General features: G+C 57.9%; 13 protein-coding genes and 1 other RNA gene. 8 read left to right on the top strand and 6 right to left on the bottom strand.

From position 1 onward, the window contains the following. Window positions 1–110: 110 nt before the first annotated feature. The 4 genes from LWH94_RS18100 to smpB form a co-directional block, all read right to left on the bottom strand. Window positions 111–719: a tyrosine-type recombinase/integrase gene (locus LWH94_RS18100; protein WP_232903161.1), complete on the bottom strand. Its 609-nt coding sequence runs from the start codon at window positions 717–719 to the stop codon at window positions 111–113. 175 nt (window positions 720–894) lie between these two features. Then, window positions 895–1,259: a transfer-messenger RNA gene (ssrA, locus tag LWH94_RS18095) on the bottom strand. A gap of 82 nt (window positions 1,260–1,341) precedes the next feature. Further along, window positions 1,342–2,763: a WS/DGAT/MGAT family O-acyltransferase gene (locus LWH94_RS18090; protein WP_232903160.1), complete on the bottom strand. Its 1,422-nt coding sequence runs from the start codon at window positions 2,761–2,763 to the stop codon at window positions 1,342–1,344. Window positions 2,764–2,785: 22 nt separating this feature from the next. Continuing rightward, the gene (gene smpB, locus LWH94_RS18085) at window positions 2,786–3,268 is read right to left on the bottom strand and encodes an SsrA-binding protein SmpB (RefSeq protein WP_022988316.1); all 483 of its coding nucleotides are present in this window, start codon (window positions 3,266–3,268) and stop codon (window positions 2,786–2,788) included. A gap of 179 nt (window positions 3,269–3,447) precedes the next feature. On the opposite strand from smpB, the gene LWH94_RS18080 reads away from it, so the two are divergent. The 3 genes from LWH94_RS18080 (at window position 3,448) to LWH94_RS18070 (ending at window position 5,733) form a co-directional block, all read left to right on the top strand. Beyond that, on the top strand, window positions 3,448–4,944 hold the full coding sequence (locus LWH94_RS18080) for a sodium-dependent transporter (protein WP_232903159.1): 1,497 nt from the start codon (window positions 3,448–3,450) through the stop codon (window positions 4,942–4,944). A gap of 64 nt (window positions 4,945–5,008) precedes the next feature. Then, on the top strand, window positions 5,009–5,455 hold the full coding sequence (locus LWH94_RS18075) for a type II toxin-antitoxin system RatA family toxin (RefSeq protein WP_022988314.1): 447 nt from the start codon (window positions 5,009–5,011) through the stop codon (window positions 5,453–5,455). Beyond that, the gene (locus LWH94_RS18070; protein ID WP_232903158.1) at window positions 5,455–5,733 is read left to right on the top strand and encodes an RnfH family protein; all 279 of its coding nucleotides are present in this window, start codon (window positions 5,455–5,457) and stop codon (window positions 5,731–5,733) included. Before LWH94_RS18075 ends, LWH94_RS18070 begins: the two co-directional genes overlap by 1 nt. A gap of 3 nt (window positions 5,734–5,736) precedes the next feature. Here the strand turns inward: LWH94_RS18070 and LWH94_RS18065 are convergent, their stop codons facing one another. Further along, window positions 5,737–6,069 (bottom strand): outer membrane protein assembly factor BamE, encoded by a 333-nt coding sequence (locus LWH94_RS18065; protein WP_058341809.1) that lies wholly within the window; start codon window positions 6,067–6,069, stop codon window positions 5,737–5,739. A gap of 123 nt (window positions 6,070–6,192) precedes the next feature. On the opposite strand from LWH94_RS18065, the gene fur reads away from it, so the two are divergent. Further along, window positions 6,193–6,612 carry a ferric iron uptake transcriptional regulator gene (fur, locus tag LWH94_RS18060; protein WP_058341808.1) on the top strand — a complete coding sequence of 140 codons (420 nt, stop codon included), beginning with the start codon at window positions 6,193–6,195 and terminating at the stop codon, window positions 6,610–6,612. A 63-nt stretch (window positions 6,613–6,675) separates the two neighbouring features. Here the strand turns inward: fur and recN are convergent, their stop codons facing one another. After that, entirely contained in the window at window positions 6,676–8,355 is a 1,680-nt protein-coding gene (gene recN / locus LWH94_RS18055) for a DNA repair protein RecN (protein WP_232903157.1), read from the bottom strand. A 263-nt stretch (window positions 8,356–8,618) separates the two neighbouring features. On the opposite strand from recN, the gene grpE reads away from it, so the two are divergent. The 4 genes from grpE (at window position 8,619) to dapB (ending at window position 13,258) form a co-directional block, all read left to right on the top strand. After that, window positions 8,619–9,197, top strand: coding sequence for a nucleotide exchange factor GrpE (gene grpE, locus LWH94_RS18050; protein ID WP_232903156.1), 579 nt, complete (start codon window positions 8,619–8,621; stop codon window positions 9,195–9,197). A 120-nt stretch (window positions 9,198–9,317) separates the two neighbouring features. After that, a complete protein-coding gene (gene dnaK / locus LWH94_RS18045; protein WP_022988308.1) occupies window positions 9,318–11,237 on the top strand; it encodes a molecular chaperone DnaK in 1,920 nt (639 codons plus the stop codon). Between the two features lie 78 nt (window positions 11,238–11,315). Next, a complete protein-coding gene (dnaJ, locus tag LWH94_RS18040) occupies window positions 11,316–12,443 on the top strand; it encodes a molecular chaperone DnaJ (protein WP_022988307.1) in 1,128 nt (375 codons plus the stop codon). A gap of 11 nt (window positions 12,444–12,454) precedes the next feature. Continuing rightward, a complete protein-coding gene (dapB, locus tag LWH94_RS18035) occupies window positions 12,455–13,258 on the top strand; it encodes a 4-hydroxy-tetrahydrodipicolinate reductase (protein ID WP_232903155.1) in 804 nt (267 codons plus the stop codon). Window positions 13,259–13,442: the final 184 nt, after the last annotated feature.

Genomic DNA, 13,442 nt, shown 5'->3' with positions numbered 1-13,442 from the left:
CTCTTGTCGGTTGGTTATGTGTTGGCCTGGCACCCTTTGCTCCACCATGGAAAACAAGGGGCCAATTGTTACACCCAACCGGCCAAGATAATTGTCGTTAACCGGTCATCCTAATTGTCGCCGAACATCAGGTCACGAGTTACGTCAGAGTCCACTCTGGATGTTGCCACTGCATACCGAAATACCAAGCTTATGAGTGTTTTAACTCTATGCGCGGTTTCAACGTTTCCTTTTTTAACGATCTTGTCCAGTACGTGCAGGATGTCAGCGGGCTGGATTGAGCGAATGGGGCGCCTGGCAAGCTGGGGGAAGGTATAGATTTCCAGCCTTCGCCAGTTGCGCACAGCGTGTGACTCAGTAACTTCTGCAGAGTGTTTCTGCTGGTACCAATCCTCGCAGAGGGTGCGAAAGGTGTTCTCGCCATCAGATACTCGCTGAGTAGACTGTTGCTTTCGGTGGGCGCTGGGGTCGATGTTGTCCTTAAGCAGTCCTTTGGCTACATCACGAGCCTTGCGCGCATCTGCGAGGGAAACTTGTGGGTAACAGCCCAGTGAAAGCGTCTTTTCGTTACCCGCAAAACGGTACCTCAGCCACCAGTATTTTGACTCACCTTTAATGACTAATGTAAGGCCGCCGCCATCCGGGAGCTTCCGTATCTTACCGGAACCCTTAGCATTTTTTACTTCATTCGCGGAGAGTTTGTTGAGTTGCCGGGCCATGGGTGTCCAGTTTGTGGGTAACGAGAAGTGGAAATGTGCTGTTACCCACAATGTTACCCACAAGTTTGCGTGGATGCCAATGGATCAATATGGATGTGATAGGCATAAAAAAGCCCCGTTTCCGGGGCTTTGGGGCGTTTCAGTGGATCTCGCTGGATCCCTTAAAACTTTTGGTTGGTGGAGACGGCGGGAATTGAACCCGCGTCCGCCAGCACTAGGCCTTGAGATCTACATGCTTAGTGTCCTTCTATTATTTTAACCTCAAGCGACCCGAAGGCCAGGGTGCAAGAGGCGAGCTCTTTAAATCTTAGCCTTTAGCCAGTGAGCTCTGGATAAAGGAGCATCCCGTAAGCGATGACGTCCTGAGATGTTGCTTCCGAGCTACGGGCGACCCGGTCAGGACGACTAGCAGCTTACGCTGCTAGTGCGTAGTTTTCGTCGTTTGCGACTATTGCGTTGCAGCTTTGGATTAACGAGATTGGCTGCCATCTCGACATGCACCCAAGGGTTCGCCACCAGCGTCGAAGCCATGTCGTCCCCTCTTACTTAGAGTATATGTGGGCGGCTCCCGATACTTCAAGGGGTGTTTCACTATCGTGGCGGTTATTTGTACCTATCTGTATCACGACGCAGCGCGAAGATCCCCTGTCGAGCCCTTGGCCTTTGCGGCCTGGTACAGATTCTGGAAGCTGTCGCGGAAGTATTCCATCACCGCAACCGGGTCTGCCGGGATGCCTTTGTCGATGGTAATTCCGAACTGTACGGTGCCGGCGTAGCTGAAAATGCTCATGCCAATGCCGATGTTGCCGCTTTGGGGTACCCAGAACATGGGCTGAACCAGTTTGCTGCCGGCCAGGTACACGGCGTGCCGGGGGCCGGGCACGTTGGTCAGTACCGCAGAGGCTTTGTTGCTGAGCAGGTCCAGTGCCCGTCGTTCCAGGATATCGGGGCCGCGACCGAACAGATCAAGCAGGCTGTAGGTGACCTGGGCCTGGTAGGAACGCTTTAGCCGGTTCATGTTTTCCTGCACCTGGCGGAAGCACATGAGAGGGTCGGTAACTTCAACGGGCAGGCCCACCAGTACCAGGCCGAACTGATTGCCCAGGGTCTCGATCGGCTGGTCCAGCGGGCGCAGGTTGAAAGGCACTGCTACCCGAATGCCGCAGTCCGGGATGGTCTGGTGTTGTTCGGTGAAGTGCCGGCTCAGGGCACCGGTGGCGGCGCACAACAAAACATCGTTAACGGTGCCGCCGAGTATCTTGGCGCAGGCTTTGACGTCATCAAGGTCGAGCGGTTCGGCCCAGGCGACCTGTTTGCGGCCAACCAGTTGTTGTTTCAGGCTGGTTTTTGGTTCGAAGGGAGCCAGCCCGAGTTTTACCAGGTCCGCAGCAATGCCGCCGGCCGTGGTGGCGAGCTTGAGCGGGTAGTTGGGTTCTTCACGGACGGAGTCCAGGAACAGTCTCGCCTGCTGCCATCCTGCCTGGCTGCTGTCTACCAAGCGGTGCAGGAAGCGGGAGGCGGCCGTGCCTTCCGGTTTTTTGGCAGGTTTCGGTTTGCTGGAGATTTTTTTCAGCCTGGCTTCGGGGGATTTATCCGTAAGGGAAAGCAGTACCCGAACCAGGGAGATGCCGTCTGCTATGCAGTGATGAATGCGCACCAGCAGCGCGCAGCCGCCGTTAAAATTGTCGATATAGTGGATTTGCCAGAGCGGGCGCCGGAAATCCAGGGCGCTGCTGTTGAAGTCGCTGGCCAGCGCCTGGAGTTCATCCTTGCCAGCCTTGCCGGGCAGGGCAATGCGATGCAGGTGGTTGTCGAGATCGAACAGCGGGTCGTCTTCCCAGTAAACCCTGTCGCCTTTGTCTACGATGCGCTGGCGGAAACGCCGGAACTTAAGGAAGCGCTCCTCCAGGGTATGCTTCAGGCGATTGATGTCGATCGGTTTTTCGAACATCAACACCGCCGAAATCATCATGGGGTTTTCCGGGGTGTCCATGCGCAGCCACGACCGGTCTACCGACGACATGGCTGCCCGTTGTGGTGACATACCCCCTCCTTGTGTCTCAGCCTCAGGTGTTGGCTTCGCGCATAATTCGCTGCTTCTGCCGGTTCCAGTCCCGCTCTTTTTCTGTCGCCCGCTTGTCGAACAGCTTCTTGCCTTTTACCAGGGCGATCTCGCACTTCACTTTGTTGCCTTTCCAGTATAGCGCCAGCGGGATACATGTGTGCCCGGCCTGGTTGACCTGGCCGATAATCTTTGCAATTTCCTTGGCGTGCAGCAGCAGTTTCCGGGTGCGGGTGGGGTCGGCAATCACATGGGTAGACGCCGTGTTGAGCGGCGTAATGTGGGCGCCAAGCAGCCAGGCTTCGCCGTCTTTGAGCAGGACATAGGCATCCACCAGTTGCGCCTTGCCGGCACGCAGAGACTTCACTTCCCAGCCAAGCAGGGCCAGGCCCGCTTCGAAGCGTTCCTCGATGTGGTATTCGTGCTTTGCCTTCTTGTTCAGGGCAATGGTGTTACTGGTTGGTCCGCTTGCTTTCTTCTTGCTCATGAATCCTGTCCGGGATCGGAAGAATGACTTGGCCGGCGGTTAATAGAGGGCCGGCAAAGCGGGCATTGTAGCTCAGGTCTGCCAGACGGGTCACGATTTCGCCGCCGGGGTGCCACAATGGTCGTTTACCGCCGCCGGCATCGGCTACAATAAGCGGCTATAGATTTTCAGGGGCCGGAATGCCGCACAAGTACCAGACATCCATAGGGTCGTTTACCCGTAAATCCAGCTTCTTCTGGGCCTCGGTTGGTGCAACCGTGGGCCTTGCCAACCTGTGGCAGTTTCCCTACCTGGCCAGTATTCACGGTGGCGGTCTGTTTATCCTGTTGTACCTGGCGTGCCTGTTGCTGGTGGCTTTGCCACTGATGGTGACAGAGGCGGTGTTCGGGCGGCACTCCCGGCACGGGATCGTGCTGGCGATGGATGGCTTTGTGCGCAACGCCGGCAGCCACCGCTTGTGGCACCTGACCGGTCCCCTGAGTGTGATTGCAGCCTTCCTGGTACTGTCATTTACCGCAGTGTTTGGCGGCATTGTGCTGGCCTATGTGTTTGCCGGTGCTTCTGGCCGGTTCAGCGGTGCGACCACAGCTTCCGCTTCGGCGGTGCTGACCGAGCTGGTTTCAAGCCCGGAGCGTTACCGGGAGTTTATGGCCTGGCACGGGTTCTTCCTGCTACTGGTACTGGCGGTGTCGGCACGGGGTGTCGTGAAGGGATTGGAGCGTTCGCTGCGCATTGTTGTGCCTTGCACGTTAGTGTTGCTGGCGGTGTTGTTTGCCCTGTCCGCCGGGCATGGGCGGCTGGAATCCGGCGTTGATCACATTCTGACTTTCCGGCCGGAACAGTTGAGCCTAGACAGCATCAAGGCAGCCTTCTTCCATGCCTTTTACACCCTGGGGCTCGGGGTTGGGGTATGGGCGATCTTTGGTGCCTACACCACGGCGGAAACCCGCCTGAAACGATCCATTCTGGCGGTGGTGCTGATGGATACCCTGGTGGCGATTGTTGCCGGTGTGATGATGTTTTCCATTGCGCTTGACGGCACCAGCCTGGATGGCGAGCGAGGCTTCAGCCTGTTGTTTGTCTCGCTGCCGGTGGCACTGGCCCAGGTGCCGTTCAGCCAGGTAGTGATCACCGCGGTATTCCTGCTGGTGGTGCTGATTGTCTGGGCGACCTCTATCTCCCTGCTGGAGCCCGTGGTGGGCTGGTTGCGGGAATGGCTCGGCGCGCCAAGGGGATGGTCTGTGGTGTGTGTGGGCCTGGCGGTGTGGCTGGCGGGCCTGGCCTCGCTGTTTTCGTTCAACGTCTGGGCCGATTATCAGCTGGCAGGTGCCACGGTTTACCGCTGGCTGGAGCTGGTGACCGGCGGCATCCTGATTCCGGTGGTTGCCATGCTTGTTGCCACCTTCGCCGGCTGGTGTCTGACTCGCCGCTACAGCGCGCAGATTCTGGGCGATGCCCCGGCGTTTTTCCGCAAGCTCTGGTATTGGGTGATGCGGCTGGTGCTGCCGGTTGTGGCGTTGTGGATAGGTATCCAGTACACCATTTTTTCACTGTCCAATCTTTGTGATAACGGCAACGATGCGATCTGGTGCGGGCCGGGTACGCCGGTTGCCGAAGCTTCGGCACCGGTTGAAAGCGCCCCAAACGGGCCGGATATCCAGTATCATGGTGAATGACCCATCGGCCGGTGACAGCGGTTGGTGTCAGTAGTAGTAAAAAAGCGCAGGAATTCCGTTTTACATGGCTCATCAGATTGATAAAACCGCGCTGGTTATGCATTCGGCCGAACGCATGTTCCACCTGGTCAACGACGTGGCGCGTTATCCCGAGTTTCTGCCCTGGTGCGCCGGGGCGGAAGTGCACGAGCGTACCGATGCCGAGATTATGGCGTCACTGGAAATCGCCAAGGGTGGTGTGCGCCATCGCCTGACTACACGCAACCAGTTGCTGATGCCGGAAAGCATCGAAATGAAGCTGGTGGATGGCCCGCTCAAGAACCTGACCGGGCGCTGGCATTTCCGGTCGCTGGACGACAATGCCTGCAAGGTTATTCTCACGCTGGAGTTTGAGTTTGGCGGCTCGTTGTCCCGAATGACCTTCGGCCCGGTATTCAACCAGGCTGCCAACACCATGGTGGACGCCTTCTGCCGTCGCGCGGATGAAATCTATCGCGGAGGATTGGTGTAATGCAGGTAGAGGTGGCATACGCCCGGCCCGACAAGCAGCAGATTGTGCCGGTCAAGGTTCCGGAGGGAGTCACGGCGCTGGAGGCGGTAAAGCTTTCGGGTATCGTGGATATCTTTCCGGAAATTGAGCCGGACGCTATCGATATGGGCGTGTTCGGCAAGGTGATCAAAGATCCGGCCAGCCACGAGTTACGGGAAGGCGACCGGGTAGAGCTGTACCGGCCGCTCAAGATCGACCCGAAACAGGCGCGCCTGAACCGGGCCAAAAAGAAAGCCTGAAGCTTAGTAGGCTGGGGTTTCTTCCAGTAGCTGGGCTTCGTAGTGGCTGTACTGGTCGCCGTTGTAGTAAACGATGATGCGTTGTTCTTCGATGTCACCACCCCGGCGCTGGAAGGTGTACACGTAGTATTCCCTGGAAGGATCGACCGGGTTCAGCATCAGCGGGCTGCCCAGTACCGCGTGTACCTGGCTGCGTGGCATGCCTTCGGAGAGTTCAGTCAGCTCTTCGTCGGTAACAATGTTTCCCTGCTGTACGTTGATCTTGTAAACGCCGGGAAAGACGCAGCCTGACAAGGATAAAATGCCAATAAGAATGATAGCGGTGAGCTTTTGCATCGCCAGGGGAAATCCTCTATCTTGAAATCGCCTGCCTTTGGCAGGTGTGAAACGGGTTTAACCGTTGAACGGCGGCTTCATCATACCGGAAGCCGTAAGGCACACCAACGAGTGAATAGTAGCATGCCATCTGAAAACGCCGAATTACGAAAAGTCGGTCTTAAGGTTACTCTGCCCAGGGTGAAAATCTTCAATATTCTGGAGAACGCCAAGGAGCATCACCTGAGTGCTGAAGACGTCTACAAGAAGTTGCTCGACCAGGGTGACGATGTGGGCCTTGCGACCGTTTACCGGGTGCTGACCCAGTTTGAGGCAGCTGGCCTGGTATTGCGCCACAACTTTGAAGGCGGCCATGCGGTGTTCGAAATGGCCGGCGACGATCACCACGACCACATGGTCTGCACCCAGACCGGTGAAGTGATCGAGTTTGTGGACGAGGTCATCGAAGAGCGTCAGCAGAAGATTGCGGCAGAACACGGCTACGAGATTGTCGATCACAGCCTGATCCTGTACGTAAAACCTCTGAACTCCGGCAAGAAGTAATCAAACGATAAAAAAGGGGCCAGCAAGTGCCGGCCCCGAAGCTCTCCGAATCGAGAGGGGATTTCAGTGATGGGTCGCCTGGCCCTTTACGAACATCTCCCGGGCATGGGCAATGGTGTGCTCGGTCATGTCCACGCCACCCAGCATTCTTGCTACCTCGCTGATCCTGCCCTGATCATCCAGTGCCTCAATGCGCGAGTAAGTCGCTTCTTTTTCAGTAAACTTGCTGACAAACAGGTGCTGATGGCACTGGGCGGCCACCTGCGGCAAGTGAGTCACACACAGTACCTGCCCGTTATCCCCCAGTGACCGCAGCAGTCGGCCCACCACTTCGGCAGTGCCGCCGCCAATACCTACGTCCACTTCATCGAATACCAGCGTGGGTGTGGTGGAGGTTTGTGCCACAACCACCTGGATGGCCAGGCTGATCCGTGACAATTCACCGCCGGAGGCCACCTTGGCCAGTGGGCGTGCCGGCTGGCCGGGGTTGGCGCTGACCAGGAATTCGATATCTTCCATGCCATGGGGTGCCGGCTCGTTGTCAGCATTGCCGCTCAGGTGGGTGACAAACTGCATGTTGGGCATGCTTAGCTGGGCCAGTTCCCGGGCAACCCGCTGGTCCAGCTCCATGGCGGCCTGTTCCCGTTTGGCAGACAGCTGTGCTGCCAGCTCATCGAATTGTTGGCGCAGGTTTTCCAGCTCAGCTTCAAGTTGTTCCAGGCTGCCTTCGCCGCCGTCCAGTTCGGCCAGTTCTGCGGCCAGGCGCTGGTGCAGTTCCGGCAACTCTTCCGGGGTAATCCGGTGCTTTCGGGCCATCTGGTAAATGGCGCTCAGGCGTTCTTCCACCTCGGCCAACCGCGCCGGGTCGGCTTCATAGTCGTCGACAAACCGGCGCAGGTTGTCGCCGGCTTCGGAAATCTGGATCTGTGCTTCGTTCAGCATCTGCAGGGTATCGGCCAGTGCCGGCACTTCCAGCGGCAGTTGCTCCAGTTGCTGCAGGGCCTGGCGTACCAGGGCGGCTGCGCTGGTGTCATCTTCGGTGCAGAGCAGGGCGGCCTGGTGGCTGCTGTGCAGTACTGCATCGGCCTGGCTCAGCTGGGCCTGCTCCTGCTCAAGGGCCTCCTGCTCGCCGTCTTCCAGTGCCAGCCGGTCCAGCTCCTCTACCTGGTAGCGAAGCAGTTGCAGCCTGGCCTCGGCTTCGTCGGCGTTGTGCCGGCGCTGTTCCAGTTTCTGGCGGGTAGCGTTCCAGGCTTTCCAGGCGGTGCGGGCCTGGTCGGCCAGTTGTTCGGCGCCGGCAAACTCGTCCAGCAGTTTGCGGTGGGTGTCTTTGCGCAGCAGTGACTGGTGCTGGTGCTGGCTGTGGATGTCCATCAGCAGGCCGCCCAGTTCTTTGAGCTGGGACAGCGGGCAGGGCTGGCCGTTAATAAACGCCTTGCTGCGGCCATCTTTGCGGATAGTGCGGCGCAGGATGCAGTCTTCCTTGTCATCCAGTTCGTGGGCTTCAAGCCATTGCCGGGCTTCCGGAATTCTCGAGATATCGAAACTGGCGTTGATATCGGCACGCTCGGCCCCGTGGCGCACAGCTCCGGCGTCTGCGCGGCCGCCCATGGCCAGCCCCAGGGCATCCAGAACGATAGACTTGCCGGCACCGGTTTCGCCGGTGAGTGCTGTCATGCCCTTGCTGAACTGCAATTCAACCCGTTCAGCAATGGCGTAGTTCGAGACCGTCAGTTGGATAAGCATGCTGATTACCTCCGTTCAGAGTCTGTTGTCTCTGAAAATTTCGAATACTGTGATTCCATACAGTTGCTGTGAATATATACAGGGTTTTTCCTGTTTGCAAATAACCTGTGCCCCGAATTTGTAAAGAATGCATCCCGGAAGGTTGAAACCCGCCCGGCGGGCCCCATATCCGTTCGCAAAGTCGTATTTTCCTGCCCTGAAACGGGCGGGGCTTAAACCAGCCGCAGGCCTTCGGGCCCTGGGAAAATCCATCAGGAGTTGTCATGAGTGCTGACGAAAAGCGCAACGAACAGGTAGAAGAAGAGCTGAACGAAGCCGCACAGGCGGAACAGGCTGATGCCGAGCCGGAAGCTGGCGAGGCGGGGCAAGAGGGTTCCGAGCTGGATGCCCTGAAGGCCAAGCTACAGGAGTACCAGGACCAGGCGTTGCGCTCCCAGGCAGAAATGCAGAACGTGCGCCGCCGGGCCGAGATCGACGTGGAAAAGGCGCACAAGTTTGCGCTGGAAAAATTCGTCAAGGAATTGCTGCCGGTGGCCGACAGCCTGGAGAAGGCCGTGGAAAGCACGGAAGGGCAGGAAGACGCCAGCGAACTGGTGGCTTCTATCCGCGAAGGCGCGGAAATGACCCTCAGCCTGTTCATGAGCAGCCTGAAGAAATTCAACGTGGAGCAGCTGAACCCGGTGGGTGAACCGTTCGACCCGCAGCAGCACGAAGCCATGTCTATGGTGCCGGCCCCGGATGCCGAGCCCAATAGCGTGGTGGCGGTGGTGCAGAAGGGTTATCTGCTGAACGGCCGCGTTGTTCGTCCGGCCATGGTTGTAGTGGCAAAAGCAGAAAATTGATCAAAAAAGGCGCCGTCGGGGCTTGAAAAGCCGCTGAAAGCGCCAATATAGCGATTAAACAGCGACAGCCGGGGTGGTCTCACTCCGGAGCAGAATTCAGAAAGATCTTGGAGTGATTCGATGAGCAAAATTATTGGTATCGACCTGGGAACCACCAACTCCTGCGTGGCCATCATGGATGGTGACAAGGTAAAGGTAATCGAGAATGCCGAGGGTGATCGTACCACCCCGTCCATCATTGCCTACACCGACGATAACGAAACACTGGTTGGCCAGTCTGCCAAGCGCCAGGCGGTCACCAACCCGGCAAATACCCTGTACGCCATCAAGCGTCTGATCGGTCGTCGTTTTGAAGACGACGTGGTTCAGAAAGACATCAAGATGGTGCCGTACAAGATCGCCAAGGCTGACAATGGCGATGCCTGGGTAGAAGTGAAAGGCCAGAAGATGGCTCCGCCGCAGGTTTCTGCCGAAGTCCTCAAGAAAATGAAGAAGACTGCAGAAGACTACCTGGGCGAGACCGTAACCGAAGCGGTTATCACCGTGCCGGCTTACTTCAACGACAGCCAGCGCCAGGCCACCAAAGATGCAGGCAAGATTGCCGGCCTGGAAGTTAAGCGGATCATCAACGAGCCGACTGCTGCTGCGCTGGCCTACGGCATGGACAAGCAGAGCGGCGACCGTACCGTAGCGGTCTACGATCTGGGCGGCGGTACCTTTGACCTGTCCATCATCGAGATTGCCGACGTAGACGGTGAGCACCAGTTTGAAGTACTGGCTACCAACGGTGACACCTTCCTGGGTGGTGAAGACTTCGACATGAAGGTCATCGAATACTTGGCGGACCAGTTCAAGAAAGACAGCGGCATCGACCTGCGCGGTGACTCCCTGGCCATGCAGCGCCTGAAGGAAGCCGGCGAAAAGGCCAAGATCGAGCTGTCCAGCAGCCAGCAGACCGACGTAAACCTGCCGTACATCACTGCAGATGCGTCTGGTCCCAAGCACATGAACGTGAAACTGACCCGCGCCAAGCTGGAATCGCTGGTAGAAGAGCTGGTTCAGCGCAGCCTCGAGCCCTGTAAAGTGGCTCTGCAGGACGCTGGCATGAAGGCCTCTGAAATCGACGAAGTTATCCTGGTGGGTGGTCAGACCCGTATGCCGCTGGTGCAGGAGAAGGTTAAGGAATTCTTCGGCAAAGAGCCGCGTAAAGACGTAAACCCGGATGAAGCCGTAGCCATGGGTGCTGCCATTCAGGGTGCGGTACTGTCTGGCGACGTGAAAGACGTACTGCTGCTGGACGTAACCCCGCTGACCCTGGGTATCGAAACCATGGGTGGTGTGGCCACTCCGCTGATCGAGAAGAACACCACGATTCCGACCAAGAAATCGCAGACCTTCTCCACAGCGGACGACAACCAGACTGCGGTAACCATCCACGTTGTTCAGGGTGAGCGCAAGCAGGCGGCACAGAACAAGTCACTGGGTCGTTTCGACCTGGCCGACATTCCGCCGGCACCCCGCGGTGTGCCGCAGATCGAAGTGACTTTCGACATTGACGCCAACGGTATCCTGAACGTGTCTGCCAAAGACAAGGCGACCGGTAAAGAGCAGTCCATCGTAATCAAGGCCTCTTCCGGCCTGAACGATGACGAAATCGAGAAGATGGTGCGCGATGCCGAGGCCAACGCCGAGGAAGATCGCAAGTTCGAAGAGCTGGTACAGGCTCGTAACCAGGGCGATGCCATGGTTCACGCCGTACGCAAGACCCTGACCGAAGCCGGCGACAAAGTCACCGAGGCCGAAAAAGAGTCCATCGAAGGCGCCATCAAGGACCTCGAAGAAGCTCTGAAGGGTACCGATAAGGAAGATATCGAAGCCAAGACCCAGAAGCTGACTGAAGTCTCTTCCGAGCTGGCCCAGAAAATGTACGCGGATCAGGCTGACCAGGCGCAGCAGGCTGACGGGCAGGAAGGTGCCCAGGCTGCAGACGACGCGGTTGATGCCGAGTTCGAAGAAGTCAAAGACGACGACAAGAAGTAAATCCGAAGTACATCAGGCAGTTGGAAAACGCGGGGGTAGCCCCGCGTTTTCCGCGTTATAGCAACAGGGTTTTGAAGTATGGCCAAGCGCGATTATTACGAAGTACTCGGGGTTGCCCGGGGAGCGGATGAGAAGGAAATAAAGCGGGCATATCGGAAGCTCGCGATGAAATACCATCCAGACCGTAACCCGGATGACCAGGATGCCGACAGTAAATTCAAAGAGGCCACCGAAGCCTACGAGGTGCTCGCTGACTCCGGCAAGCGCGCTGCGTATGACCAGTTCGGTCATGCCGGTGTAGACGGCCAGGCCGGTGCCGGTGGCTTCGGCGGTGGCGGCAGCTTCTCCGACATCTTCGGAGACGTGTTTGGTGATATCTTCGGTGGTGGTGGCGGTCGTGGCCGCAATACCCGTGGCTCAGACCTGCGCTACACCCTGGAGCTGGACCTTGAAGAAGCCGTTAAGGGCAAGTCCGTCGAAATCAAGATTCCGGGTCATAAGGAATGTGATGTCTGTGAAGGCAGCGGCGCCGAAAAAGGCTCCCGGCCGGAAACCTGTGGTACCTGTCAGGGCATGGGTCAGGTACGCATGCAGCAGGGTTTCTTCACCGTGCAGCAGGCTTGTCCGACCTGCCGTGGCTCTGGCCAGATCATCAAGGATCCCTGCAAGGCCTGTCATGGTCAGGGTCGTGTTCGCCAGGACAAAACCCTGTCGGTCAAAGTGCCGCCCGGCGTGGATACCGGCGACCGCATCCGCCTGTCTGGCGAAGGTGAAATGGGCGTAGATGGTGGCCCCCCAGGCGACCTGTACGTCCAGGTGGCTGTGCGTGAACACTCCATCTTCACCCGCGACGGCCGCAACCTGTACTGCGAAGTGCCCATCAGCATCGTGGATGCTGCCCTGGGTGGTGAGCTGGAAGTGCCTACACTGGATGGCCGTGTGAAGCTGAAAATCCCGGCTGAAACCCAGACCGGCAAGCTTTTCCGCCTGCGCAACAAAGGCGTGAGCCCGGTGCGTGGTGGCCCTGCCGGCGACCTGCTGTGCCGGGTGATGGTAGAAACCCCGGTGAAACTGACCAAGCGCCAGAAAGAACTGCTGGAAGAATTCCAGCAAACGCTGGACGGCAGCAACGGCACCCATCATGCTCCGAAGAAAACCTCCTGGTTTGAGGGTGTGAAAAACTTCTTCGACGAAATGAAATTCTGAGGGCAGAACAGATGCGGGTAGCAATCATCGGCGCCGCCGGGCGCATGGGCAAGGTACTGATCGAAGCGGTAGACGGCACCGAGGGCCTTGAACTCGGCGCCGCCATCGTCGAGCCGGGCAGCAGCCTGATCGGCGCCGACGCCGGCGAAATGACCAGCGTTGGCAAAACCGGCGTAAAAATGGCTGGTAGCCTGGACGACGTCAAAGACGACTTCGACGTACTGGTGGACTTCACCTTCCCGGATCTAACCCTGGAAAACGCAAAGTTCTGCAGCGCTAACGGCAAGATGCTGGTCATCGGCACCACCGGTATGACCGACGCCGAAAAAGAACAGCTCGCCCTGGCCGCCGAATCCACCCCCGTGGTGTTCGCGCCCAACATGAGCGTTGGCGTTAACGTCGTCCTCAACCTCCTGCGCACCGCCGCGGCGACCCTGGGCGACGACTACGACGTGGAAATCATCGAAGCCCACCACCGCCACAAAAAAGACGCCCCCTCCGGCACCGCCCTGCGTATGGGCGAAGTCGTGGCTGACGCCTTGGGCCGCGATCTGAAAGAGTGCGCAGTGTACGGCCGCGAAGGTTTCACCGGCGAACGCACCCGCAAGGAAATCGGTTTCGAAACCATCCGTGCCGGGGACGTGGTAGGCGACCACACCGTGCTGTTCGCCACCGAAGGCGAGCGCATCGAGATTACCCATAAGGCCAGTAGCCGGATGACCTTTGCCAAAGGTGCTATGCGGGCTGCTTTGTGGCTTGAGGGTAAGGCGGCTGGTTTGTATGACATGCAGGATGTTTTGGGCCTTAAAGGCTGATTTTTGCCACTAAATCCACGAAAGAACACGAAAAGAAAAGGTTTTGTGCCACGGAAACCATATATGGTCTCCTCCCCGCTTGCAAGGCCTCAGACGTTGTTGATGAGGGACAGGTTGCTGCCATATATCCGGCCTGTTAACGAGGCGGCGTTGCCGCCTCTGGCCTTGATGAGGATTCGCCGCG

The organism is Marinobacter sp. G11, assembly GCF_021282325.1.
GTDB lineage: Bacteria > Pseudomonadota > Gammaproteobacteria > Pseudomonadales > Oleiphilaceae > Marinobacter > Marinobacter vinifirmus.
The sequence above is the reverse complement of the archived record's forward strand: the minus strand, read 5'-3'. Positions and strand labels throughout refer to the sequence as shown.

Excerpts from the sequence above, each read along its gene's own strand:
- LWH94_RS18075 (WP_022988314.1), top strand. The coding sequence starts at position 5,009 with ATGGCTCATCAGATTGATAAAACCGCGCTGGTTATGCATTCGGCCGAA.
- recN (WP_232903157.1), bottom strand. The coding sequence starts at position 8,355 with ATGCTTATCCAACTGACGGTCTCGAACTACGCCATTGCTGAACGGGTT.
- LWH94_RS18070 (WP_232903158.1), top strand. The coding sequence starts at position 5,455 with ATGCAGGTAGAGGTGGCATACGCCCGGCCCGACAAGCAGCAGATTGTG.
- LWH94_RS18090 (WP_232903160.1), bottom strand. The coding sequence starts at position 2,763 with ATGTCACCACAACGGGCAGCCATGTCGTCGGTAGACCGGTCGTGGCTG.
- dapB (WP_232903155.1), top strand. The coding sequence starts at position 12,455 with ATGCGGGTAGCAATCATCGGCGCCGCCGGGCGCATGGGCAAGGTACTG.
- smpB (WP_022988316.1), bottom strand. The coding sequence starts at position 3,268 with ATGAGCAAGAAGAAAGCAAGCGGACCAACCAGTAACACCATTGCCCTG.
- dnaK (WP_022988308.1), top strand. The coding sequence starts at position 9,318 with ATGAGCAAAATTATTGGTATCGACCTGGGAACCACCAACTCCTGCGTG.
- dnaJ (WP_022988307.1), top strand. The coding sequence starts at position 11,316 with ATGGCCAAGCGCGATTATTACGAAGTACTCGGGGTTGCCCGGGGAGCG.
- fur (WP_058341808.1), top strand. The coding sequence starts at position 6,193 with ATGCCATCTGAAAACGCCGAATTACGAAAAGTCGGTCTTAAGGTTACT.
- LWH94_RS18100 (WP_232903161.1), bottom strand. The coding sequence starts at position 719 with ATGGCCCGGCAACTCAACAAACTCTCCGCGAATGAAGTAAAAAATGCT.
- LWH94_RS18080 (WP_232903159.1), top strand. The coding sequence starts at position 3,448 with ATGCCGCACAAGTACCAGACATCCATAGGGTCGTTTACCCGTAAATCC.
- grpE (WP_232903156.1), top strand. The coding sequence starts at position 8,619 with ATGAGTGCTGACGAAAAGCGCAACGAACAGGTAGAAGAAGAGCTGAAC.
- LWH94_RS18065 (WP_058341809.1), bottom strand. The coding sequence starts at position 6,069 with ATGCAAAAGCTCACCGCTATCATTCTTATTGGCATTTTATCCTTGTCA.